The sequence below is a fragment of the Helicobacter pylori genome (assembly GCF_006440215.1).
Classification (GTDB): Bacteria; Campylobacterota; Campylobacteria; order Campylobacterales; family Helicobacteraceae; genus Helicobacter; species Helicobacter pylori_CS.
Genome location: NZ_VEZH01000010.1, coordinates 20,876 through 45,606 on the forward strand (window position 1 = coordinate 20,876; position 24,731 = coordinate 45,606).

Genomic DNA, 24,731 nt, shown 5'->3' on the forward strand with positions numbered 1-24,731 from the left:
TTCTCCTTAAAAAGTTATATAATTTTTTCCACTTGCGAATGCAAAATCTCTATTGGAGTGTTCCTACCAAAAATAGAAACATTGAGCTTGAGCTTACGGTGCTCCACATCATACTCTTCCACCGTAGCGGTAAAGTTTGCAAAAGGGCCTTCCACCACGCGCACCACTTCGCCTTGCTCAAAAAAGATTTTGGGCTTGGGGGCTGCTCGGTTATTCATTTTTTCTAAAATATGCCCAATATCCGCTTCACTCAATGGGGTTGGCTTTTTGTTTTCTCCAATAAAACGACTCACTCTTGGCAAAGATTGTATCTTGTGCCACAAAACCGTATCTAAATCCACTTTAATAAAAACATACCCGGGATAAAGGCTTCGTTCCGTTACTTTCGTCTTGCTTTTTTTAGAAACCTCTATAATATCTTCAGTAGGCACAATGATCTCTTGTATCCTATCTCTTATATTATGATCGTTCGCTAGATTCTCAATCGCTTTCTTAACGGACTGCTCGCTCCCTGAATAAGTTTGTATGGCATACCAATCCATCATTATTCTCCTTATTTAAAGCCACCAACCTATAGAACACTAGAGATAAAAGCCCCCAGAGAAAAATCCAACAAAGCTAAAAACAGCGTAATAGCACTCACCACCACCAAAACAGAAACAAGCGCGTTGCGTATCTGCTCCTTAATAGGAAATATCACTTTAGAAAGCTCTTCTCTAGCTAATTTATATTGCATGAGCCATTTATCCATAGTTTCTTTTCGCCCTCACTTAAACTTAATACATTTATACATTAAAACAATCTTCAATTTTATCCAAAATAGCTTAAACTAAAATTAAAAAATTAAAAACAATCCAATTGAAACAAAAATTTGATAGAATAAATTAGTAGATGGCAGGCCAGGAGGGACTCGAACCCCCAACAACCGGTTTTGGAGACCGACGCTCTACCATTGGAGCTACTGACCTAACCTCCCCTCCTTTTCAATCACAACACAAAAGAAAAAACTAGCTCTTCAATTTGATTTCTTTATGAAGAGTGTGTTTGTTTTCCCTTGGGCAGAACTTCTTAAGCTCCAGTTTTTCAGTGTTAGTTTTAGCGTTCTTGGTTGTGCTGTAATTGATGTCTTCACAATCAGAACACTTCAACCCTATTTTAACTTTCATAATGACCCTTTATGGTAACTCTTTTTGCTAATATTATTCAATAATATTGCTCACAACACCAGCACCAACAGTCCTACCGCCTTCACGAATCGCAAATTTGGTTCCCAACTCTAACGCAACAGGGCTAATCAACTCTACAGTGATTTTCACATTATCGCCAGGCATAACCATTTCTACGCCTTCAGGAAGAGTGATAGAGCCAGTCACATCAGTCGTGCGCACATAGAATTGCGGACGGTAATTGGTGAAGAATGGAGTGTGTCTCCCGCCTTCTTCTTTAGAAAGGACATAAATTTCTCCCTCAAATTTCTTGTGCGGAGTGATAGAACCTGGTTTGCATAGAACCATACCGCGTTCTACTTCTTCTTTTTTAGTTCCTCTCAAAAGCACGCCCACATTATCGCCGGCTTCACCTTTTTCCAACTCTTTCCTAAACATTTCTACACCGGTTACAGTCGTTTTTTGTGTAGGTCTGATACCAACGATTTCCACTTCATCGCCTACTTTCACCACACCTCTTTCAATCCTGCCTGTAACCACAGTCCCTCTACCCGCAATAGAGAACACATCTTCAACCGGCATCAAGAAAGTTTTTTCAGTGTCTCTTTCTGGAGTAGGGATATAGGCATCCACTTCAGCCATGAGCTTAAGCACTTTTTCACCCCATTCACCCACATTGCCAGCCTTCGCTTCTTCTAAAGCTCTTAAAGCTGAACCCGCTATGATAGGAGTGTCATCGCCAGGGAATTCATACGCGCTCAACAATTCGCGTACTTCCATTTCCACAAGCTCTAACAATTCTTGGTCATCTACCATGTCTTGTTTGTTTAAGAAAACAACGATGTGAGGCACGCCTACTTGACGAGACAATAAGATATGTTCTCTGGTTTGAGGCATAGGGCCATCAGCTGCAGAAACAACCAAAATCGCTCCGTCCATCTGTGCCGCACCGGTGATCATGTTTTTTACATAGTCAGCGTGTCCTGGGCAATCCACATGCGCATAGTGTCTGTTTTCAGTCTCATATTCAATGTGGGAAGTAGCGATAGTGATCCCTCTTTCTTTTTCTTCAGGGGCGTTATCAATATTATCATAGTCTTTCATTTCTGCAAGACCTTTCAAGGAAAGCACCGCTGAAATCGCTGCACTCAAAGTCGTTTTACCATGGTCTACATGCCCAATGGTTCCAATATTAACATGCGGCTTAGTTCTGTTAAACTTTTCTTTTGCCATTTGTATTTCTCCTTAATTTTTTGAAATGGATTTTAGAATTATACTAAACAAAATCCTAAGTATTCCTAAATGCTACCACAAAATTTAAGACATTTTTGTCTTATCGCCATTCAAGAGATTATAAACTGGAGCCTATAAGCGGAATTGAACCGCCGACCTCTTCCTTACCAAGGAAGTGCTCTGCCTCTGAGCTATATAGGCGTCTCAAAAACTAAAATGTTATCCTAAAAATGGAGCGGGAAACGGGACTCGAACCCGCGACCCTCAGCTTGGAAGGCTGATGCTCTAGCCAACTGAGCTATTCCCGCATCTATAAAACAAAATGGTGGTGAGACGTGGATTCGAACCACGGAAGACATAGTCAGCAGATTTACAGTCTGCCCTCGTTGGCCACTTGAGTATCTCACCAAAAACTTTGCAAAACAACATTTCAACTGGAGCTGGCTAAGGGACTTGAACCCCCGACCTGCTGCTTACAAGGCAGCTGCTCTACCAACTGAGCTAAGCCAGCATAAAATAATCAAAGACTTGGGATTATAGCAGTTTTATACTTGACTTGTCAAGAAAGGATGACGGAAAGCTAAATTATTCGTATGGCACAGAGCATGGTTAAAATTTTAGCTATAATCTAGCTCAATTTGGCTTAACACAACTCAAAGCTCATTACATATAAAAGAATTTATGGACACTTAAATTATGGCAAGAAAAAAACATAAAATTTCTACTTTAAAATACTTTTCGCGCTCTTTAAAGCAAATCTACATGCTCATCACTTTCAAAGAAAAAATGATTTTTTTCCTGCTTGTGCTGATGGCTGTTTTTTCTTCTTTTGTGGAAGTGATGTCCCTAACCCTCCTGATGCCTTTTATCACTCTCGCTTCCGATCCTAATAGGGCTTTAGACGACAAAGATTGGAAAATGGTCTATGATTTTTTCCATTTTTCATCTCCCGTTCGTCTTATGTATTTCTTTAGTTTTTGCTTGGTGGGGATTTATTTGTTCAGGATGTTTTATGGGGTGTCTTTCACTTATTTGAAAGGGCGTTTTTCCAACAAGAAAGCTTATCAAATCAAGCAACAACTTTTTTTACAGCACATTAAAAGCAACTACCTCTCCCACCTTAACCACAACTTGGATTCTTTAAGAGACATTATCAACAATAAAGCAGAGGGCATGTTTATGAGCTTTAACGCATTCTTAAGCTTTCTCACTGAAATAACTGTGATCGTTTTTTTCTACTCCACGCTCATATTAACTAACTGGAAAATAACGCTCGTTTTTACGATGATCCTCGCCTTACAAATTTTTCTTATTGTCAAAAAAGTCACCGTTCTCATTAAGAAAAAGGGTGAGATGGCTGCCAAATCCAAAGCGCAAACGCTTAAGGTTTTTTCAAAATTTTTCAGCAATTTCAAAATCACTAAACTCAAAGACAACCACGAAGAAGCCCACAAGCTTTTTGGAGAAAATAGCCGTAAAGCCCATGACACCGAGATCATTTACGCCACTTTGCAAGTAGTCCCCAGGTATTCAATAGAAACGGTGGGCTTTAGCTTGTTGATTTTAGCGGTCGCTTACATTCTATTCAAATACGGCGAAGCTAAAATGGTGCTCCCTACCATTTCTATGTATGCTCTAGCACTTTATCGCATACTCCCTTCTGTGACTGGAATGATCAACTACTACAATGAAATCGCTTACAACCAGCTTGCGACTAACATGGTTTTTAAAAGCCTTTCTAAAACCATCGTTGAAGAGGATTTAGTCCCTTTAGATTTTAATGAAAAAATCACTCTTCAAAACATTTCATTCGCTTATAAGTCAAAACACCCGGTTTTAAAAAATTTTAACCTAACCATTCAAAGAGGTCAAAAAGTCGCTCTCATAGGCCATAGCGGGTGCGGGAAATCCACGCTGGCGGATATTATTATGGGGCTTACTTACCCTAAAAGCGGGGAAATTTTTATTGATAACACCCTTTTAACCAACGAAAACAGACGCTCATGGCGTAAAAAAATAGGCTATATCCCCCAAAATATTTACCTTTTTGATGGCACTGTGGGGGATAATATCGCTTTTGGGAGCGCCATAGATGAAAAACGCTTGATTAAGGTGTGCAAAATGGCTCATATTTATGATTTTTTATGCGAGCATGAGGGCCTTAAAACCCAAGTGGGTGAAGGGGGCGCTAAGCTTAGCGGCGGTCAAAAACAGCGCATAGGCATTGCAAGAGCCTTATACGATAACCCTGAAATTTTGGTTTTAGATGAAGCCACTTCGGCCCTAGACAATGAAACCGAGAGTAAAATCATGGATGAAATCTATCAAATCGCTAAAAATAAAACCCTGATCGTTATCGCCCACCGCTTAAGCACAATTGAACGCTGTGAAGTCATCATTGATATGAGCCAACACAAAGACAATCTTGACTAAAGTTGGCTTCACTCTTTTATAAAGTTTTGCAAATCAAACCCTTTAAAGCTCTCTAAATACTTCCCTTGATAGCCGTTTTGACCCACTAAATTTTTCAAAACCTTGCTGTTGTAACCCAAAAACGCCACTTCATTAGCCTTAGCACTTTCATAGTCATTGACGCTATCGCCTATCATTAGCATGCGGCTTGGGTTATAGGCATATTTTTGAATGATATTGGCGATGATCTTAGGTTTATTAGGCGGACTCCCTTCAACGCTCTTAAAATACTTAATGATCCCTAAAAACTCGCACAACACTTGCAATTCGCTATGCAAGGCCGCTGAAGCGATATGGAAAATATGATTTTTATAATGCTTATCAATAAACGCCATCACTTCGCTATTCAAATGCCCCCTATCAAAAAGCTTTTGTTCTATAATAGTGCCAAACTCTAGGGCTAATGCATCCACTTTTTCTTGAGTGATAGGGGTTTTTAAAATCTCGTTATAAAAATATTGGATTTTTTCATTCCTTGAAATCCCCCCGCTTTGATAATGATAAACTCCAAATTGCTTTAAACTCTCTTTACTATCGTTGCCATGCTTTTGAAACAACGCCTTAAATCCTTCATATTTTAAATGCATGCTGTCAAAAATCACGCCATCAAAATCCCATAAAACCACTTCAAGTGCCATGATTTCCCCTTTTTTATAGGCTTATTTTGGCTTCATTTTACCTTATTCAAGCGGTATTTAAGCGATTATTTTTGCCATTTAAGGTTAGGCTATCTTGACTCTTATTTGATAAGAATATGCAAACACTCTTTGGTGTGTGCGGCTTTATGGGCGCGTTTGTTATCCGCTTTAAAACGCATGTAGGTTTTGGTTATTAAGGAGTAAGTGCCGTATTTTTTTAAAATATTTTTAATCTCTATCTCGCTCATAAGCCCTTCATTGTTATAGCTTAAAAAGATGTATTTGAATCGCGCTGTTTTGATTAAATTTTCAAAAGCGTTTAAGATTTTAGTGCGAGAGCAAAACGAGGATTTCTGGTAACTGGGCAAGCCGGTTTTGCCTTTTGGAGCAAAGGGCGTATAAGCAGCAATCGTGTTTAATAAATGGTAATTCGCCCCGTATTGCCTCGCATTATAAGGAGGATCCAAATACAAAATATCCCCTGAAATCTTTCCGATCAACTCGCTAGAATCTTGCTGATACACTTCATTAGCACTTAAACTCAAATCAAAATCAGCGCCTTTTAAAATGAGTTCTTTTTGAGCGCTTTTTTTAAGGTGTTTTAAAAAAGCCCCATAAACTGAAGCGGTGTTAGCCACCTTGTCCGCGCTCTCTAATAACGATGCGAGCAAAAAGTAATACGCACAATTATCAATGTTTTGAGAAAGCTTAAGCTTTTCAATTTTTAAACGCATCGCATCAATTTTTTGAGCGTTTGTTTCGCTAAAATACTGCCTTGAACCCCCCCCTAAAGAATAATGCGAATAAATAAAGCCCTTTTTTAAAGCAACGCTATTAATCCTGTCAATAAGCTCTTCTTTATTAGGGATTTCTTGAATGTTGCCGATATAATTTTGATTCAAAACAAAGCTGTAATATTCCAAATCATTAGAAATGATTTTATGGACAATCTTTTTAAACGCGCGCCCCACAATGCCCGTCCCAGCGAATAGATCACAAAAAATCGCACCAGAAAGGTTGTCCCCTACAACCGCATGGATATTTTCTTTAATAAAGGGAATGAGCTTGTATTTAGAGCCGATGTAGTTCATTGCAACTGCTATAAAGTAGTCTTTTGATGGTATCCAATTTGATACCCCTCATCATAACCTTTTTGATACCCTTCATTGTATGTCCTATCATTACAAGTTTTCCTGTATTGTATGGGGTCATATTGATAACAGCCCACACAACCATCATATTCAGCCTCCCTCTCATAGAAAGAATAATAATTGCCAGGAATTTTTGTTGCGTCAAATCTATAGCCACTTTCTTTGCATTTTTTACAAATCTGGCGTTCCTTGTCGTTACAAGCTTTGCATAAAGCCTGGAAATCATCAAAAGTCTGTGTGTTTGAATCAGAAACTCTTGGATCATCCTTGCGGCCGTCTTTATGATCCACTTCTATATTGAGTGTTTTCAGAATTGCCACGCGCACCGCACATCGCACAACATTGTTGCTTGTGGTAGTTTTTAATGTCTTGACGGATACTTTGGTTAAAAACACATTCAGTATTATAGCCATTCAAGCGTATTCTATCAATAGAATTTCCTAGAGTTTGCCCTTTATCAAATTCTAATATAAATTCTTTAGCCAAAGATGAGTTATTCCTGCACCAACTCCCCCCATTACCTAGCTGCAATCCTTAATATTTTCCTATAAATTCTATAGCACTTACCCAACGACTCACCCCCGTTTTATCAGGTTGTGCAAGTTCCAAAAATAACTCTTTTTTACTTTTACTCATTTTAAAAATCCTCTCTATAAAAAATTCTAATCAATTTATCTCAAAATAACCCGCATGGCGCAAACTCCAACCGCTTATTTAAAATTAACGATCCTTTGTGATGGTTTTAGCCTTAGCGCCTACAGCCGTAGAGCCCGTGGGTAAATCTGAAAGCACCACCGCATTAGCCCCAATCTTCACATCATCGCCCACGCAAATCGCGCCCAAGACCTTAGCCCCTGCCCCCACTACCACTCGGTTGCCTAAAGTGGGGTGGCGCTTGCCCTTGAACTTGCCCGTACCCCCTAGAGTTACGCCATGATAAATGGTAACATCATCTCCAATCTCTGCAGTCTCGCCAATCACCACACCCATGCCATGATCAATAAAAAGCCCTCTCCCAATCTTAGCGCCCGGGTGGATTTCTATCCCGGTAATAAAGCGCGCTAACTGAGAAAGCGCGCGTGCAATAAAATAAAACCCTTTCTTGTGCAACGCATGTGCTAGGCGGTGGCAAAGCAGTGCATGAATGCCCGGATAAAGCAAAAGAACCTCCCACTTATTCCTAGCTGCTGGGTCTTCTTGCAAGACACGCTCCAGGCTATAAGACAAATCCAGCATGATAGAGTCTCCGGTTGGAATATATTTGAATCAACATGACTTAAGCAGATTTTTTCTCATCTCCAATAAAACTTGATGCAAATTTTTCTTGTCATTATACCTAAACTCACACTCCTTATTATAATGGATTAAACAACCCTTTAAAAAAGGCTTAAAAAAACCCACTAATCCATCGTTTATTTGGCATTTATTTAGAATAAAACTATTTTAATGAAAAAAATAAAAATGCAGACTGAAAAAGATTACTATTAACTATTAATGGTGCCGAAGGTCGGACTCGAACCGACACGAGATTGCTCCCACCAGATTTTGAGTCTAGCGTGTCTACCAATTCCACCACTTCGGCACATTATAGAGCAAAGAGTGAGATTATACCCACTTATTCCTTAAAAAAACTTAATGGTGCACTGGGCGAGACTCGAACTCGCACGAGATTGCTCCCACCACCCCCTCAAGATGGCGTGTCTACCAATTCCACCACCAGTGCTAAAAATTTAAAATAAGCGGATATTATAGCTAAATCACGCTTTTTAAGCAATAATTTAGCCTATCAAAACCCTTAACTTAAGAATGGGTTACTATAAATAGCGATAATAGCAAACACTAGAGTATAAATCACTTGCGCTTCAATCATCGCCATGGCCACGAACATGGTGGTGAGCAATTTACCGCCCACTCCTGGGTTTCTCGCTGTGCCTGTAATGGTCGCTGCGGCCGCATTCCCCATGCCGATCGCCCCACCAAAAGCGGCAATCCCTAGACCGATCATCGCTCCTAAGATAGAATAAGATTTAATCATATCCATCCCACCCATTCCGCCATCATGAGCGAAAGCAACGCCCGCTAAAGCCAGAAAAAATAACGCTAAAAATTTCATTTTCGCACTCCGTTTCAAAAATTAGGCTTGATTTTCATTTCGAATCGTTCCTCTACTTTCAAAAATACAAGCAAGAATTTATTTTAATACAAACTAGCTTAAAAACGCTTTTAAAAAACGCTTTTTAAAATTTTAAGCCAAATCCAAAGCGATTTTACCCTTATTGAAACTAATCACCCTACATTTGATGCTATCGCCTTCTTTTAAAACCACTTGACACCTGTCCATGTTTTGCTTTCTTAACAAGCCTTCGCCCCCCTTAGGCAAGCTTAAAAACGCCCCAAAATCCACGATTCGTTTCACTTGAGCTTCTAGCACCTCATCAATAGCGTATTGCTCCAATTCTTGATCTAAAGAATGCAAGTAGTTTAAAATAAATTCCTTAGTTTTCAAAACCCGTTCTTTATTCCCCATGATTTTCACTTCACCGCTCGGTTTATTCAAATCAATTTTAACCTCAAATTTTTCCACTATCTCTTTAATCACACGCCCCCCTTGACCGATAATTTCTACAATTTTATCGGGCGCGACATTAAAAATCTCCGTTGTGGGCAAATGGGAAAAATTGATCACAATCTTTTCTTTCGCTTCATGCATGATTTTTAAAATATGTTCTCGCGCTTCTTTAGCTTGGAGTAAGGCTTGGTATAAAATTTCTAGCTGGATACCGCTCATTTTGGTATCCATTTGCATAGCCGTAATGCCTTCTAAATTCCCGGCAATCTTAAAATCCATATCGCCTTCTGCGTCTTCTAAGCCGCTAATATCGCTTAAAATGGCGTGATCTTGCCCTTCGCTCACCATGCCCATAGCCACACCAGCGACTAAATCATAAATTTCCACACCGCTTGCATAAAGGGCTAAAGAGCCTGCACACACGCTCGCCATTGAGCTTGAACCATTGCTTTCTAAAATCTCAGAAACCAATCGTATCACCTGCTCTTTATTTTTAATGCTCGTTTCTAAGGCTCTTTTAGCCAAATTCCCATGCCCTAATTCGCGCCTTGAAGCCGCGCCAATAGAACTCGCTTCGCCCACGCAAAAAGGAGGGAAATTATAATGAAACATGAAGCGCTCTTTGATAGGGGTTTTATGCTCCAAACTCTCATGGGTTTGAGCGTCATTATCCGTGCCTAAAACCCCTACCACTAAGCTTTGAGTTTGCCCCCTAGTGAATAAAATGGAGCTATGCGCCATAGGGAGTAAATCGCTCTCTATCAAAATGGGCCGTACTTCTTCTAACGCGCGCTTATCCGGGCGGATTTTATCTTGAATAATCATGCGCCTTATCTCAGTTTTTTTCACTTTTTCTAAAGACAATTCAATTTCTTCTAAACTGAATTCTGAGTGGGCTTCACTGATTTTTCTGGCAATTTCATTGAAAACATTTTCTCGCTCGCTCAAAGCAGAACTTTCAATGCCTTTGATGATTTCATCAAAATACTGATTTTTTAATAAATCTAACAGCCTTTCATTAAAAATTATTCCTTGGCTCTCTTTGAAAAGCAACTCGTTTTGGTGAGGCGTGAAAACCTCTTCATAAAGCGTGCAAGTTTCTTCCAAACTTTTTTGAGCCAATTCTAAAGCTTCTAGCATTAAAGGCTCTTCTAAAGCGTTTAATTTTTGCCCTAAAGAGTGCATTTCTATCATGTTCAAACTCTCTTTTGTGCCGGACACGAACAAATCCAAACTGGATTGATTCAAAAGGCTTGTGTTAGGGTTGATGATAAATTCGTCATCAATCCTAGCGATCCTGCAAGCGCTCACGCTTTTAATGGGAGCGATATGGGCCAAAAAGAGAGCGGCTGAAGCGGCGTTTAAAGCAGAAACTTGCAAATCATTTTCAATATCATGGCTTAAAACCATTAAAGTGATTTGGGTAGGGTAGCGGTAATCTTTAGGGAATAAAGGGCGTAAAGTCCTGTCTATGAGCCTAGAGATTAAGATTTCAAAATCTTGCGCCCTGCCTTCTCTTTTAACAAAACCGCCCGGGATCTTTCCGGCTGCATAAGATTTTTCTAAAAACTGCACCACTAAAGGCAGAAAATCTTCACTCACAGGCTCTCTTTCTATACACACGCTCGCTAAAATGATGGTTTTTCCTAAGCGATACATAAGAGAACTGGTGGCTTGTTTGGCCACTTGTTTGAGAGCGAACTCCTCGGTTTTGTTACTAGAAGTGATGGTGATAAAATCCATAATTTAATGTTCCTTTTTTAAATTAGGCGCGTTGTTAGCGCCCAAGTATTTTTCAATTTCTTCATTGCTTAATCGCTTGAGTTCTTTATAATGATGCTCCACAGAGACAAAGCATTCAGGGCGATACACGCTAATCACCCCATCGCACAAACTTTCTAAGCCTTGAGCGACATTTTGCGCGAGAATGGGGGTTAAAATATAAATGTCTTGGCATTCTTTTTTCAAGCAAGTTTGCACGCCCAACCCCGCTCTAAACCCGGTTTCAATCCCCCTATCTACGATAAAAATATTTTTATCTTTCAAGCTTTTGATCGCATTGCCTTTGCGATACTGATAGATGTGAGACAAAATGTCTTCTTCATAAGCTCGCTTGGCTTCCCCATAAACATAGTCTAAAGTGATGTCAAAGGAATTGATCAAACTTTCATTCATCACTATATCCATGCTCTCACTCACCAAAGCGATCTCGCATTTTGAGTTTAAAGGGGCTAGGATAGGTTCTAAAAAAAGTATATCATAAGTCGCTCCAAATTTTTGCGCTAAAGCGTGAGCTAAATACAGAGCGTTAAAACTCAAAGCGAGCATGATGGAATCTTTTAAATCAATGTGGCGTGTGTGGATTTCATTGATCAATTTGTTCAAAGCGTCTTCTTCATTGATAAAACGCATGCCCTCTATATCGGTGATATGGCTAAAATCCGTATTCAAATGCATTCCTTTTTTACTTACGCTGTAAAGAGCGGTAAGTTACATTGGTTTTAGTGATCGGTGAAAAGTCTAATTCTAGCTTAACATAGTTATTTTCAAACACTCTTATAGGCTGGTTGGGATCGCCGGTGAGGATAGGGCGTCGTTGGTTGACGAATTGAAAGCCAATCCCAAAACAACGGATTTTTTTATAAATCCCCACATTCCAATTTAGAACCACATTGTTTCTAATGTCATAACCCACATCCGCGCTCATGGAAAAATAGCCAAAGTCGTTGCTAAAACCCGCCTTTAAATAATCCGCAGGATTTTCTACAATGCTATTAATCCCACTGCTAAAATTGTTCCTTAAAAAATAAGAGAGGTTAAAGCTTAAAAACTTGCGTTGGTAATTGGCGTTCACAGAGATTTCTTCTAAGCGGTTTTGATAAAACGAATAAAAGACATTCCCAAAAATATTCAATCCTGTTAAGGGCGAAAACCCGATCTTGCTCTCTAATGGCATTCTAAAGGGCGAAACCTTATCGTCAAGATTGATGAGTTGCGATATTTTAAAATACAATAACTCTTGCCCTCCTAAGCCATAAAGGTATTGCGTTAGGGTTAAATTCACCGTCTTATTGCTCGCATCGCTGGGTAAAATACTGCTAGGATTCCACACAGAGTCATACAAACGCCCTTGATAATCATAATCCCTCAATAAAGGCGAAGTGTAGCTGTTTAAGGCTTGCGCGCTTAAAGCATACATGTTTTGAGAAAATAAGCCGTTTTTAAAGGTGTAATAAGGGATGTTGAAAATCGCTTCTAGTTGGATCGTGTGGAAAAGCTTGTTGTATTCTCTGGCTAAATCCGTATTGACATACATGGAAAAATTTGAAGACACAAAGTTCCCAAATTCCCTTGATTCATTAGGGATCGTAGGCACGAAAGAATTTTTAGATTGCATTAAAGCCACATTAGATAGTTGGAGATCATTCCAAAGCCCTAAAGACAAATACTTTTTAAACAAAGAAAATTGCAAGCCCACCGGCACGTTCAAAGCGTTTTGCACATAGCCATAGCCGATCTCTCTTGCGGTGTTTCTAAACTGATAATCCACCGAATACAACAAATTTTTAAAATACAAAGAATTTAAATATTTATGGTATTGCAAATTAGGGACAGATTGGAAAGTGCGGTTATTGTTGATTTTATTCAGGTTTAAAAAATACTTGATATTCAAGCCGTAATAATGGTTTTCTGTTTGCAAATAGTAATTCGCCCTAGACATGTGCGTGGCGTCTGTGATACGCTTATTGACCTTTTCAAAACGCACATAGTCCAAATCGTTCATGTATAAAAAGTCAATGTAATGCCCGTTGTCAATATTAGACTTAAGATGAAAGTATTTTTGTAAAGTGTCCCTACTAGAGCTTAAAAATTCAAACCCGTAGATATTTTGATTCCTCAAATCATAGCGTTTGACGTATTGGGTGTAATTCCTAAAATAGCGCGCGTTGAATAAAAACCTGTCGTTTTTAGAGTTAATGTAGCGCGCTTCAAAATTCAAGCCAAAACCCCTTTTATAGCGGATTTGTGGGGTAAAGGTCATATCCCATGAGTTTTTAGGGGCCAAATAAAAGGGTTGCAAATAAATAAAGCCGTCTAAATTGGAAGTGCCAAACTCAGGGTATAAAAACCCGGTCGTTCTTTTATTGCTAGTGGACATGAAAATATAGGGCAAATACAATACAGGAATATCACCGACATAGATCTTAGGATTCCACATAGACAAATGCGATTTTTGCATGTTGAATGAGCCTGAAGTCGCATTGACATGCCAAATGGGGTTATCAATGCTGCACCCTGAAGCACTCATGTTTTTCACCTTATATTTTTGATCCTTCCCGCTAGCAATATCCGCGCTCACCCAAATCCCGCTCACGCTGTCTTGGACATAAAAGGGGAAAATGATTTCATATTTTTCATTCAAGCTCAATTTCACGTAATCGGTTTTAACGAGCAAACCCTCGCCCCTATAAACCTTGATATTCCCCTCTAATAACGCTTCTTTAGTCTTAGTGTCATAGCGCACCTTGTCCGCTAGAATATACACATCATAATTCAATAAGATCGCATTCCCTGATGCGGTTATCACATTGTCTTTAGCGCTCACTTTATCCGCAAGGATTTCAAAAATCTTATGGTTTTGTTTGTCAAATCGTTGCATAGCGATTTCTTTAGCGTCTAATGCACTCAACAAAAAAAAGACCGCCAAATACAACCAATAAATCATGATTAAAACAACACCAAAAGACTTTTGCTTTTTTCTTCATGCCACGCCCTATGATAGGGGTTTTTAAACACTACAAACCATAAAAAGGGGCATAGAAAAACCACGATCTTTAACCCTAAACGCTTCAATAAAATAGCCCTACTGGGGCAATCTGCTAAATAAATATCAATGATTTTAATCCTAAAAACCAGTTTAGCCAAACTCATCTTGCACAAACACACAAAAAAGATTTCATAAACGCCATACAAGATGATAAAACTCATTACAACAAATGCGCTGTGATAAATGGGGTTAGTCAGCCAATATAAAGAATGCAAGAAATCGCATGCGTCTAAAAGATCGCTCAATAAAAACGCTACTAACAAACCATCGGTTAAAAACGCTAAGATGCGCCAATACAAAGGGCATAAACGCATTTTTTCACGCATAAGGAGTGTTTCTATGATTTCAGTTTCTTCTTTTTCTAAATTTGGAGAGCGCATTCAAAAACAAACAAGACAAACTCTTTGGTTTGTCTTAAACTTCAAGAATATTCTTTCAAATCTAACACCTTAAAACCAATATCCTTGCGGTAAAACATGCCTTCAAAATGCACCTTTTGAGCGATTTCATAAGCATGGTTTCTGGCTTCTAATAAGGATTTTCCTCTGCCAATGGCAAAGATCACCCTCCCCCCACTGCTTTCAAACACGCCGTTATCCTGCTCCACCTCCCCTAAAATCAAATGACCCTTTTTTTCATCAACCGGATCAATATAAAGGGTTTGTTTGGGCGAAGAGCTAGTGGGGTAATTCCTAGAAACAAGCGCCACACTCATCACAAATTCTTTAGAAAACACCAATTCAAGAGAATGTAATTCCCCTTTGGCTGTAGCCAAACACAAATCTAAAAGCGAGCTTTCTAAAAGGGGTAAAATCGTCTGGCATTCAATATCTTTAAAACGCACGCTAAAATCCAATAAATACGGCTCTAAAACGCCCTTTTCTTCTATGACCACAATTTCAGCGAGTAAAACCCCTTTAAAAGGCGTGTTATCAGCCTGAAATTTCTCTAAAGCGGGTTTAAAGATATGATTTTTTATTTTCTCTTCTAATTCATTAGAGAAAAAGTTTGCAGGAGCGATGGCCCCCATACCCCCCGTATTGACTCCATTATCCCCCTCTAATAAGCGTTTGTAGTTTTGGCAAAAGGGCAACAAGATAAAATCATCATTGGCTATGAGCGCTGTAACTGAAAGCTCAAACCCCTCTAAAAAAGGCTCTATGATCACAGGCTCATTGCTTTGTTTGAAAGCGTCTTCAAGGATTTTTATCGCTTCTTCTTCTTGATGGACAATGCTTGTGTTTTTATTCAACGCTTTAATCACTAAAGGGAAAGAAGCGTTTTGAATGTGATTGAGAGCTTCTTTTAAATCGTTTGTTTCAAAATAAGACGCGCTTTTGATGCCGCACTCTTTAACAAAAGCTTTCATATAGCTTTTAGAAGCCTCTAACTTAGCCGCTTCTTTAGAAGCCCCAAACACTAAAATCCCCGCTTTTTCTAGCATTTCTGTAAGCCCTAAAATCAAAAGTTCTTCTTCTGAAATGATGGCTAAATGGATCTGTTTTTTCAGGGCTAATTCCACGATATGCTCGTAATGTTCGCATTCCAGATTTTCGCCCAAATCTTGAGTGCCACCATTACCCAAACAAAAATACAAAGCATTCACTCGCTCATCTTGCTGAAGCCTTTGAGCCAAAGCATACTCTCGCCCCTTATTCCCCACAATTAAAACATTATAGTTATTGTTATCTTTCATGTCTTCCCTAAAATGTGGTTGTTTTTAAACCCAGATGACCGCTACTTTTACATGCGCATAAGTTCAACAAACCTACACTAATTAAGGCTAGGAGGATTTTCTTAGGGGCAGATTTAAAAAATGCCATCACACAAAAACCACTACCTTAGCCTAACTTATTTTTTCAACGAACTTGCCATCAATAAGAAACACGAATCATCTAGGCGACGCTTACAATTATACTTAAATTTTAAAGAAATTCCATGCAAAACTATACAGCATAGAAAACACAATCAAGAGATAGATAACGAAAGGAGTTATAGTCGTGGGTATGGGCGGTAAGGTTTCAATTGCGTTCGAATTTCTAATTTTTTGCTCTTAATCTTTTAGAAAAATTCAAATTCTAAGGATCTATCTTTTCGTTAGGGTTATTAGATCGATTTGGTTCATCGCATTCAAATGAAAAATTTTTTCCGTCAAACTTTCTGAGAACAAGACCTGATTGTTTGCACAATTCCAATGCTTTGTTAAGCTTCTGATTTCTTATCTCTTCCAATTGTTTAATATTCGTATCAAGATAGGCTTCATAGGTTTCTTCTGTCATTATAATTACTCCAAATGTTAAAATACTATAGCCTTTATTTTGATAATAGGTTTTAAGTGCAACAAAGATCACTAAAGCATAAACACCTAAAAGCGCCAATAACCAAAGAGTTATTTTGCTTGTTATGGATAATGCTTTTTTCACTTCAATACCTAAACATAGGGTTATCAAAATAATCAAACATTTTAGTATTGTTTTGTGGCTGTGTATTTTGATGATTGGAGTTAAAAATGTTGTTTGTAGGGTTTTCTAAGGGCTTTTTTGTAGCCGGCTCATCGCATTCAAACGAAAAATTGGTGTTATCAAATTTTTTAAGAATACGATTTTGTTGTTTGCAAAATTCTAAAAACTTTTGAAAATTCTCTTGAGATTTTTTTCTTGCTCTTCTTTTTGCCTACGCTGTTCTTTAAGATTTTTTTCTCTTAAAAGTTCTGTATGCCACCTTGAGATTTCAGCGTCTCTTTTAATTTCTGCTTCTTTTAATCCAATATTGCTAAGTTTTTTAAACTTAATACAATTTTCAAGAGATTTGAATAAAGAAAGACATAAAGAATCTTCAATTTCTAATCCATCTAGTTGCTTGCCAATTTTATACTGAAACCAAATATTATCCATGTGTAATTCCTTGTGAGAAATTATTATTCTACCAAAACAATAAGACAAAAATTCTAGCTATTTCTAATTTTAATACCCCATTAAACTTAATGAAACCTAAACTCAACGAAACCAAAACCCAACATAAATATTACTAAAAAGATTTTTTTCTAAAGATCTCACCACCAACAAAGCGATAACTCGCAATTCAATCTTAGGCTTCATCTGCAACAATACAATCTTTAGCAATCAAGCCATCTGTTATGATTAGACATGACTTTAGATTTTATTTTTAATAGTAAAACTCATTCCCCCTACAACCCCAAACTAAACCCCCTAACCCTAAAGAGCGCTTTTTTAAGAAGTTATCATTTAACTAGCGTCAAAATCTTTTATATTATTATAAAAAACGCTTTTAGTATTTCTTAAAATATTATCACTCAATAGGAAATCCTTTACTGATTTATTTCAACCTTTCTTTATACGCCGCTTCCAAACTGCTATACCCTTTTTTCAATTCTCCCACACCCCCAAAAGCCACTACTTTAGCTTCTTTTAAAAAAATCGCACTGTCTAAATACTTTTCCACATCCACCACCAAATGCGTAGAGACTAACAAGCTTGCGTTTTGGCTAAATTCCTTAGCGATGAGTTCAAAAATCTCTTCTCTGGCGATAGGGTCAATCCCAGCCACCGGTTCATCAAAAAGATACAAAGAAGCGTTTCGTGATAGGGTTAAGATCAGCTGTAATTTTTCTCTCATGCCTTTTGAAAGGGCTTTGAATTCTCTTTTTAAAGGCACGCTGAAGCGTTTGAGTAAATCTAGGGCTTTTGATGAATCAAAATCGCTAAAAAAATCCTTGTAAAAAGCGATCGCTTTTAAAGGCGTTAATTTAGGGTCTAAAAAATCGCCATCGCTTAAAAACGCCACGCTTTTTTTAGTTTCTATGCCGATCTTTTGGTTTAAAATTTTCACTTCCCCCTGATAGTTCAAATTCAATCCGGCTAAAATTTTTAACAGAGTGGTTTTACCCGCTCCATTAGGGCCTAAAAGCCCTATAAATTGCTGTTTGGGTAGTTTCAAATTGATATTGTCTAACGCTTTCAAACTCCCATAGGTTTTAGTCAAATTCTCTATTTCTACTAGCATTTTAATTCCCCGAATTTGCGCACTCTTTTGTAAAAATCGCTAATGATATTTTCTAAATCTTTAGGGGTGAAATCAGGCCACAAAATCGGCGTGAAAAACAATTCTGCATAGCTGGACTGCCACAATAAAAAATTAGACAAGCGCATTTCCCCCCCTGTTCGTAACAATAAATCCACTTCCGGCAAATCGCGCGTGTCTAAACGATTAGAAATTTCATTTTCTAAGCTTTCTAAAAGGCTTATATTGCTAGGCGGGCTTTCTAATAAGCTTTTAAAAGCCCTTGAAAGCTCGTTTTTAGATCCGTAATTAAGGGCTAAAACTTGCGTAAAATCCTTAAAATGCCTAGTATCGTTTTCAAGCTGCAAGATCGTGTCTCTCAATTCTTTAGAAAAGCCCTCTAAATCCCCTATCGCCTTGAAGCGTATGTTATTATCCAAGTAAGTGGATCGCTCATCTTTAAGGTATTTTTTAAGCATATTCATTAAAAAATCCACTTCACTTTTAGGGCGTTTCCAATTTTCTGTAGAAAAAGCGTATAAAGTCAAGCATTCTAGCTTATGGTTAGCGCACCAGATCGTGATGTCTTTAAGGGTTTTTACGCCCTTTTTATGCCCATAAACCCTAGCTTTATTCTTTAATTTAGCCCACCTGCCATTACCATCCATAATAATGGCAAGATGTTTGAGAGTGTTATCCAATGCCTTTACCCTTTAAAGAAATTCTTTAATTATACACCAATTTAAAGCGTGCAAGCATCCACTAAATAAGCGATATGCTGCCAAGAAAATCGGGTTTTTTCACTCAAACCGATCTCACAAGTGCTAGAAGTGGAAAAGCCCCTTTTAAGATCATAGGATTGGTAAAACGCTTGAAAGCCGTTTAAAGCGCTCTCGTTCAATTCAGGGGTAAAAAAGCCCTTATTCCCCGCAAAGCCACAGCAACCCGTCTCTTTGTGGATAACAATCTCGCCTAAAGTGCATTTTTTAGCCAAATTGAACAACAACTCTTCTTTATTTTCTAACTTTAAAGCGCACATCGTGTATAACCCTATGTCTTCGTTAATGGGGTTGAATTTTAATTTAGGGCTTAGAACTTCTTCAATATAGACGCTCAAATCATAGACTTTCAAATCCTTATAAGCTTTCATTTGCTTGAAAAAATACGTCGAACATGCACTATGGTCTAAAACAATGGGGATTTTTCCCTCATCGCTTAATTGTAAAAAAATCGCATGGTTTTTTTCATTGTTCTGCTTGGTTAAGTCGGTGTAATTGATGAAGGCTTTCCCGCAACAAAGTGCATCCAATCCATTAGGATACATTACCGAAACTTTGGCTTTTTGGCATAAGGATTCAAACACTTCTTGGATACTCCTTTGATCCGCCATTTCTTTTGATGGAGCGAACGAGCGGTTGATGCAAGTGCTGAAATAAATGACTTTTTCTTCGCTCTTAAGCGTTTTATTTTCTAAAGGATAGGCGTTGTTTTTGGGCATGTAATCAAAAGCTTTAGGGAAGGGCTTGATGAATTTTTTAATCCCTTTAGTTAGGCTCACTAAGTTGTGAGAGCCTATGAGATTTTGAACCAAGCGAGCGCTTTTTAAAGAAAAACGAGCCGCACTTGTGGTTATTTGCATGTGATTAAGGATCTTTGAAGCGATCTTTTCGCCTTTAGGGTTTTTTTGATAATAATTTAGGGCGATTCTTCCGGTATCAATTTCTAAAGGGCATAGCATAGAACACATATGGCACACCGCACAAGTGGCGTGCACTAAATATTCAGACTCTTTTAAAAGCTCATCTAATAAAACTTGATCTTCATTATGACCATGACTTACTCTTTCTTTTAAGCGCTCTATCTCTCTGTGGATAACGATTCGTTGTCGTGGCGTTAAAGATAAATCTTTGCTAGGGCAAATCCTTTCACAGAATCCGCATTCCATGCACATGTCCAGATGCTCTTCAATAGGGTAAATGCTCTTTAAATTTTTAGTGTGGATTTCTTTATCGTTTGTGATGATCACATCAGGGTTTAAAATGCCTTTAGGATCAAACAATTCTTTGATTTGTTTGTGGATTTTATAGGCTTTTTCTCCCCACTCCATTTCCACAAAAGGGGCTACCATCCTGCCTGTGCCATGTTCGGCTTTAATAGAGCCAGAGCTTTTGCTCACCATTAAAAACATCTCAGAAACTAAATTTTCAAACGCCTTTCTTTCGGTTTCATTTTCTAAAATCGGCGTAACGACAAAGTGCAAATTCCCGCTTAACGCATGCCCAAAAATAATGCCATTATCCTTAAAGCCATGTTTTTTTAAAAGCCCTTCAATCGCTTTTGCCCCCTCTACAAAATTTTCTTGACTGAAGCACACGTCTTCAATGATCACAGAACTTTGGCTTTTTCTTTTTGACGCTGCGATAGGGAAAATGCCTTTTCTGATCTTCCACCACGATTGATAAACATTAGGATCACTGCTGATTTGAGAATCTAAAACGACCGGTATCGCGCTCAAAGCGTTTAAAATCGTTTGCATGTTGTTTTCTAAAATTAAAGGATCATCGCTTTCGCTTTGAATGAGTAAGCATGCGTTAGGTTCTTTGATTTCTAAAACCACGCTAGGCATGCCCTCCAAACCTTTCACGCTTTTTAAGCACGCATAATCCATAAGCTCTGCTGAAGAAATCATTTCAGGTTGTTTGGCTTTTAAGGCGGCTAAAATTTGAGCGGCTTTGGCGCATCGCTCTAAATTTTCATAAAACAATAACGTGCAAGTTTTATAAGCGTAGTCTTTCACGCATTCTAATCCCACGCTTGAAATAAAGCCTAAAGTCCCCTCAGAGCCTATGAATAAATGGCTAATGATTTCAATCGGATCTTCAAAATCAATGAGAGCGTTTAAGCTATAGCCGGTGGTGTTTTTGATCTCGTATTTTTTCTTAATTAGAGCATGCAATTCTTTGTCTTCTAAAATCTCTTTTCTTAAATTCAAAACCCCTTCAATCAAATCTTTGCGCGCGTTTTTGAAACTCTCAACGCTCTTGTGATTGGCCGTGTCTAAAAGAGTGCCATCAGCTAAAATCACTCTTAAGGATTTTAGGGTTTTGTAGCTGTTTTGCTCCACCCCGCAACACATCCCGCTAGCGTTATTAGCGACAATCCCCCCTATCATAGCGGTGTTTATCGTAGAGGGATCTGGGCCTATTTTTTTATGGTAAGGTTTTAATAAAGCGTTCGCATGGCTTCCTATGACTCCGCATGAGAGCTGAATGCTTTGAGTGTTGTCTAAAATGTGAGCGTCTTTGAAAAAATGCGCCACCACCACTAGCACCCCATCACAGCTCGCCTGCCCTGATAAGGAACTCCCAGCCGCTCTAAAAGTCAATGTAACGCCATGCTTTTTGGCTAAGACACAAAGCTTTTGGACTTCTTCTTCATTTTTCACCCAAGCGACTATTTTAGGGATATAACGATAACATGACGCGTCAATGCCATAAGCCAAACGGCGTAAATAATCCTTAAAGATCCGCTCGTTTAAAAACCCGCTCGCTTCGGTAAAAAAAGCGTCATAATTTTCTTGCACACACTCTCCTTAAACATTCCTATTTATCAAATCATTGTAACATAACCTTACTTTAAAAACTAAGGATAAACATGCTTGAAGATTTTGAAGATTATGCAATCAGTTTAGAAGAAGTGAATTTCAATGATTTTATCGTGGTAGATGTGCGCGAATTGGACGAATATGAGGAATTGCATTTGCCTAACGCTACGCTCATTAGCGTCAATGACCAAGAAAAGCTCGCTGATTTTTTATCCCAACACAAAGATCAAAAAGTGTTGCTCCATTGCAGGGCTGGTCGCAGGGCTTTAGACGCGGCTAAAAGCATGCATGAATTAGGCTATACGCCCTATTATTTAGAGGGCAATGTCTATGATTTTGAAAAATATGGCTTTAGAATGGTCTATGATGACACTAGCGGTAAAAAAAACTAGGCATGAGGGAGATTGTATGGGTGCATTCTCAAAGAATCGCCCCTTATAAGACTCTCATTTTAAATGAATTTTGCTACTATCCCTTAGAATTAGATCCAACCCCTTTTAACGCTCTCATTTTCACTTCTAAAAATGCGGTGTTTTCCTTGCTAGAAACTCTAAAAAACAGCCCCAAACTCCAAATTTTACAAAACATTCCTGCTTACGCTTTGAGCGAACCCACCGCAAAAACTTTACAAGATCACCATTTTAAAGTCGCCTTTATAGGGGAAAAAGCCCATGGCAAAGAGTTCGTTCAAGAAATCATTCCTTTATTGGAAAAAAAAAGCGTTTTGTATCTCAGGGCAAAAGAAATTGCTTCTTCTTTAGACACCATTCTTTTAGAGCATGGCATTGATTTCCAACAAGCCGTTGTTTATGAAAACAAGCTCAAACATTTGACTTTAAGCGAACAAAACGCCCTAAAACCCAAAGAAAAAAGCGTTCTTATTTTTACCGCTATAAGCCATGCAAAAGCCTTTTTGCACTATTTTGAATTTTTAGAAAATTACACCGCTATAAGCATTGGCAACACGACCGCTCTTTATTTGCAAGAGCAAGGCATTCAAAGCTATAGCGCTAAAAAGCCCTCCTTAGAAGCGTGTTTAGAACTGGCTTTAAGTTTGAGGGTTAAGGAATGTTAAAAACATCTCATTATAATGTTCTCAGTTATTTTTTAAAGGATGATGCATGAATTTTGTCTTTTTATGGGCCGCTTTAGGGGGGGCTATAGGGAGTTCGCTAAGGTATTTTGTGGGCAAAATGATGCCCAGTAAATTTTTAATGTTTGAAAGTTTTCCTTTAGGGACTTTTAGCGTGAATATCATAGGGTGTTTTGTCATCGGCTTTATGGGGCATTTGGCTGTCAAAAAAGTTTTTGGTGATGATTTTGGGATTTTCTTTGTTACCGGGGTTTTAGGGGGTTTTACGACCTTTTCTTCTTATGGGCTAGACACTTTAAAACTCTTGCAAAAATCCCAATACCTTGAAGCCATTTCTTATGTCTTAGGCACTAACCTTTTAGGGCTTATTGGGGTGGCTATCGGGTGGTTTTTGGCTAAAAATTTTATAGGCGTTAATTAAAAAACGCTTTCTGGCGTTTCATTAACGCTTGATTAAAGCAGAGCCTACAATCACAACAGCCACAAAGCCATTTCATCGGCCATGAAAAAATCGCTCGCTATCAATCGGTTATTTTTAATGAAAGCCTTGTTTTCTTCAATCAAAAACTTTACTTTATTTTCATCTAAGAAACTAAGCTCAACCCCAAGCATGCACCTTAGGCCTAAAAACAGCTTTTCTAAGCGCTTGTCTTGTTCGCTAAGCGTCTCAATTTGGCGTTTTAGGGGGTCTTTGACGTAGTTTTCTATGAGTTTTTTCGCATAAAAGCGCTCATTCGCCACGCAGCCTACAGCCCCAGCCCCGCACCCTAAATAATCTTTAGCCCCCCAGTAAGCCAAATTGTGCTTGACTTGGTAATTTCTAGCGTAATTAGACACTTCGTATTGCTTGAAAGAAAAGCCCTCTAAAGCCTCTTTTATTATATTGTCAAAATGGGTGCATGAGGGTTTTTTGGCGTTTTTTTCTAAATTCGTGTTTTTTTCAATGCTCAAAGCATAAGCGCTCAAGTGGTTGATAGGGAGTTCTTTAGCGAGCTTTAGTTCTTCTTTTAGAGAGTTTTCATTGTCTAATGGGGTGTTATAAATCAAATCAATGCTGATATTTTCAATCCCGCTTTTTAAAATAGTTTCTATCACAGGAGCGATATTTTTGGAATGCTGGCGCTCTAAAAACAATAATTTATCCTCTCTAAAACTTTGCACCCCTAAACTCAAGCGGTTGATCCCTAAATCTTTTAAGCCTTGACACCAAGCTTTAGAAATCAATTCGGGGTTAGCTTCAGTGGTGATCTCACAATCCAAGCTCAAGCGCGCATTGCGATAAATGCTTTCAAAAATCCTTTCAAAAGCCTTCACGCTTAAAGTGTTAGGCGTGCCGCCGCCAATAAAAACGCTCTCAATTGGTTCATCAGTTTGACTTAACGCATGCTTTAAATCCAGGCATAGCGCTTGAATGTATTCTTCTTTTAGCCCATGCTTATTTTCATAGGAATTGAAAGCGCAATAACCGCATTTATTTTCACAAAAGGGGATATGAATGTATAAAATCATATTTATTTCTCTCATTTTCACTTTATTTTAAGCAAAACTTAAACTTGTAATTGTATCATTTTAAGATCATTTTGATAAGTAAAGGAGACAAACGATGAAAAAGGTTGTTATGGCTTTAAGCGTTTTAGCGTTCGCAAACGCTTTAATGGCAACAGATGTTAAAGCTCTTGCAAAAGGTTGTGCCGCTTGCCATGGGGTCAAGTTTGAAAAGAAAGCTTTAGGCAAAAGCAAAATCGTCAACATGATGAGTGAAGCAGAAATTGAAAAAGATCTTATGGGTTTTAAAAATGGTGCTAATAAGAATCCTGTCATGACCGCGCAAGCTAAAAAATTAAGCGATGAAGACATCAAAGCTTTAGCCAAATACATCCCCACTCTCAAATAAACCCTCTTAATTTTAATAGCGTTATTTGGGCGCTATTAAAATGAGTTTCAAACCCTTTTTTCT

Annotated in this window: 23 protein-coding genes, 7 tRNA genes and 2 pseudogenes; 5 read left to right on the top strand and 27 right to left on the bottom strand. The window is 38.3% G+C overall.

Annotated features, from left to right (window positions below; genetic code table 11):
- Positions 1–14: 14 nt before the first annotated feature.
- The 9 genes from nusG to FIM44_RS05710 form a co-directional block, all read right to left on the bottom strand.
- Positions 15–542 (bottom strand): transcription termination/antitermination protein NusG, encoded by a 528-nt coding sequence (gene nusG / locus FIM44_RS05670; RefSeq protein WP_001846772.1) that lies wholly within the window; start codon positions 540–542, stop codon positions 15–17.
- Between the two features lie 29 nt (positions 543–571).
- Positions 572–751 (bottom strand): preprotein translocase subunit SecE, encoded by a 180-nt coding sequence (secE, locus tag FIM44_RS05675; protein ID WP_000362123.1) that lies wholly within the window; start codon positions 749–751, stop codon positions 572–574.
- Positions 752–892: 141 nt separating this feature from the next.
- Positions 893–968, bottom strand: a tRNA-Trp gene (locus FIM44_RS05680).
- A gap of 39 nt (positions 969–1,007) precedes the next feature.
- The gene (gene rpmG, locus FIM44_RS05685) at positions 1,008–1,166 is read right to left on the bottom strand and encodes a 50S ribosomal protein L33 (protein WP_000865159.1); all 159 of its coding nucleotides are present in this window, start codon (positions 1,164–1,166) and stop codon (positions 1,008–1,010) included.
- A gap of 33 nt (positions 1,167–1,199) precedes the next feature.
- Positions 1,200–2,399, bottom strand: coding sequence for an elongation factor Tu (tuf, locus tag FIM44_RS05690; protein ID WP_001040574.1), 1,200 nt, complete (start codon positions 2,397–2,399; stop codon positions 1,200–1,202).
- 126 nt (positions 2,400–2,525) lie between these two features.
- A tRNA-Thr gene (locus tag FIM44_RS05695) sits at positions 2,526–2,600 on the bottom strand.
- A gap of 30 nt (positions 2,601–2,630) precedes the next feature.
- A tRNA-Gly gene (locus tag FIM44_RS05700) sits at positions 2,631–2,707 on the bottom strand.
- Positions 2,708–2,722: 15 nt separating this feature from the next.
- A tRNA-Tyr gene (locus FIM44_RS05705) sits at positions 2,723–2,807 on the bottom strand.
- 27 nt (positions 2,808–2,834) lie between these two features.
- Positions 2,835–2,910, bottom strand: a tRNA-Thr gene (locus FIM44_RS05710).
- 185 nt (positions 2,911–3,095) lie between these two features.
- Between FIM44_RS05710 and FIM44_RS05715 the strand changes: the two genes are divergently transcribed.
- Complete coding sequence (locus tag FIM44_RS05715) at positions 3,096–4,832, top strand: ABC transporter ATP-binding protein/permease (RefSeq protein WP_140579379.1); 1,737 nt, start codon at positions 3,096–3,098, stop codon at positions 4,830–4,832.
- Positions 4,833–4,840: 8 nt separating this feature from the next.
- Here the strand turns inward: FIM44_RS05715 and FIM44_RS05720 are convergent, their stop codons facing one another.
- The 17 genes and pseudogenes from FIM44_RS05720 to FIM44_RS05810 all read right to left on the bottom strand — a co-directional run bounded on the left by FIM44_RS05720 (position 4,841) and on the right by FIM44_RS05810 (position 21,660).
- Complete coding sequence (locus FIM44_RS05720; protein ID WP_140579380.1) at positions 4,841–5,509, bottom strand: HAD family hydrolase; 669 nt, start codon at positions 5,507–5,509, stop codon at positions 4,841–4,843.
- Positions 5,510–5,610: 101 nt separating this feature from the next.
- The gene (locus tag FIM44_RS05725) at positions 5,611–6,600 is read right to left on the bottom strand and encodes a DNA adenine methylase (RefSeq protein ID WP_140579381.1); all 990 of its coding nucleotides are present in this window, start codon (positions 6,598–6,600) and stop codon (positions 5,611–5,613) included.
- Between the two features lie 8 nt (positions 6,601–6,608).
- Positions 6,609–7,296: pseudogene (locus FIM44_RS08670) on the bottom strand (NlaIII/IceA1 family type II restriction endonuclease).
- A gap of 84 nt (positions 7,297–7,380) precedes the next feature.
- Positions 7,381–7,896 carry a serine O-acetyltransferase gene (gene cysE / locus FIM44_RS05740; protein ID WP_140579383.1) on the bottom strand — a complete coding sequence of 172 codons (516 nt, stop codon included), beginning with the start codon at positions 7,894–7,896 and terminating at the stop codon, positions 7,381–7,383.
- A gap of 259 nt (positions 7,897–8,155) precedes the next feature.
- A tRNA-Leu gene (locus FIM44_RS05745) sits at positions 8,156–8,242 on the bottom strand.
- Between the two features lie 54 nt (positions 8,243–8,296).
- A tRNA-Leu gene (locus FIM44_RS05750) sits at positions 8,297–8,383 on the bottom strand.
- Positions 8,384–8,455: 72 nt separating this feature from the next.
- On the bottom strand, positions 8,456–8,773 hold the full coding sequence (locus FIM44_RS05755) for a F0F1 ATP synthase subunit C (protein WP_000669961.1): 318 nt from the start codon (positions 8,771–8,773) through the stop codon (positions 8,456–8,458).
- 132 nt (positions 8,774–8,905) lie between these two features.
- Positions 8,906–10,972 (bottom strand): polyribonucleotide nucleotidyltransferase, encoded by a 2,067-nt coding sequence (locus tag FIM44_RS05760; RefSeq protein ID WP_140579384.1) that lies wholly within the window; start codon positions 10,970–10,972, stop codon positions 8,906–8,908.
- Between the two features lie 3 nt (positions 10,973–10,975).
- Complete coding sequence (locus tag FIM44_RS05765; RefSeq protein WP_001090660.1) at positions 10,976–11,680, bottom strand: phosphoribosyltransferase; 705 nt, start codon at positions 11,678–11,680, stop codon at positions 10,976–10,978.
- Positions 11,681–11,693: 13 nt separating this feature from the next.
- A complete protein-coding gene (lptD, locus tag FIM44_RS05770; RefSeq protein WP_140579385.1) occupies positions 11,694–13,955 on the bottom strand; it encodes an LPS-assembly protein LptD in 2,262 nt (753 codons plus the stop codon).
- Between the two features lie 2 nt (positions 13,956–13,957).
- Positions 13,958–14,437, bottom strand: a complete 480-nt coding sequence (locus FIM44_RS05775) for an RDD family protein (protein ID WP_101021680.1) — start codon at positions 14,435–14,437, stop codon at positions 13,958–13,960.
- 41 nt (positions 14,438–14,478) lie between these two features.
- Positions 14,479–15,753, bottom strand: a complete 1,275-nt coding sequence (gene purD, locus FIM44_RS05780; protein WP_140579386.1) for a phosphoribosylamine--glycine ligase — start codon at positions 15,751–15,753, stop codon at positions 14,479–14,481.
- A gap of 382 nt (positions 15,754–16,135) precedes the next feature.
- On the bottom strand, positions 16,136–16,480 hold the full coding sequence (locus FIM44_RS05790; protein WP_078268907.1) for a hypothetical protein: 345 nt from the start codon (positions 16,478–16,480) through the stop codon (positions 16,136–16,138).
- Between the two features lies 1 nt (position 16,481).
- Positions 16,482–16,951 (bottom strand): annotated as a pseudogene (locus tag FIM44_RS05795) (hypothetical protein).
- 442 nt (positions 16,952–17,393) lie between these two features.
- Positions 17,394–18,080 carry an ABC transporter ATP-binding protein gene (locus tag FIM44_RS05800; protein ID WP_000959606.1) on the bottom strand — a complete coding sequence of 229 codons (687 nt, stop codon included), beginning with the start codon at positions 18,078–18,080 and terminating at the stop codon, positions 17,394–17,396.
- Positions 18,074–18,778 carry a di-trans,poly-cis-decaprenylcistransferase gene (locus FIM44_RS05805; RefSeq protein WP_140579387.1) on the bottom strand — a complete coding sequence of 235 codons (705 nt, stop codon included), beginning with the start codon at positions 18,776–18,778 and terminating at the stop codon, positions 18,074–18,076. The genes FIM44_RS05800 and FIM44_RS05805 overlap by 7 nt, the downstream gene beginning before the upstream one ends.
- Positions 18,779–18,819: 41 nt before the next feature.
- Positions 18,820–21,660, bottom strand: coding sequence for an FAD-binding and (Fe-S)-binding domain-containing protein (locus FIM44_RS05810; protein ID WP_140579388.1), 2,841 nt, complete (start codon positions 21,658–21,660; stop codon positions 18,820–18,822).
- A 71-nt stretch (positions 21,661–21,731) separates the two neighbouring features.
- Here FIM44_RS05810 and FIM44_RS05815 point away from each other — a divergent pair, with 71 nt between their 5' ends.
- Genes FIM44_RS05815 through crcB form a run of 3 tightly spaced genes read left to right on the top strand, consistent with a single transcriptional unit; the run spans position 21,732 to position 23,195 of the window.
- Entirely contained in the window at positions 21,732–22,073 is a 342-nt protein-coding gene (locus FIM44_RS05815) for a rhodanese-like domain-containing protein (RefSeq protein WP_140478771.1), read from the top strand.
- A gap of 2 nt (positions 22,074–22,075) precedes the next feature.
- A complete protein-coding gene (locus FIM44_RS05820; RefSeq protein WP_140490629.1) occupies positions 22,076–22,756 on the top strand; it encodes a uroporphyrinogen-III synthase in 681 nt (226 codons plus the stop codon).
- Between the two features lie 46 nt (positions 22,757–22,802).
- On the top strand, positions 22,803–23,195 hold the full coding sequence (gene crcB / locus FIM44_RS05825) for a fluoride efflux transporter CrcB (RefSeq protein WP_140490627.1): 393 nt from the start codon (positions 22,803–22,805) through the stop codon (positions 23,193–23,195).
- A gap of 50 nt (positions 23,196–23,245) precedes the next feature.
- Here crcB and hemW read toward each other — a convergent pair whose 3' ends face one another.
- Positions 23,246–24,283, bottom strand: coding sequence for a radical SAM family heme chaperone HemW (gene hemW, locus FIM44_RS05830; protein ID WP_194148706.1), 1,038 nt, complete (start codon positions 24,281–24,283; stop codon positions 23,246–23,248).
- Positions 24,284–24,377: 94 nt separating this feature from the next.
- Between hemW and FIM44_RS05835 the strand changes: the two genes are divergently transcribed.
- Complete coding sequence (locus FIM44_RS05835; RefSeq protein WP_140579390.1) at positions 24,378–24,668, top strand: c-type cytochrome; 291 nt, start codon at positions 24,378–24,380, stop codon at positions 24,666–24,668.
- Positions 24,669–24,731: the final 63 nt, after the last annotated feature.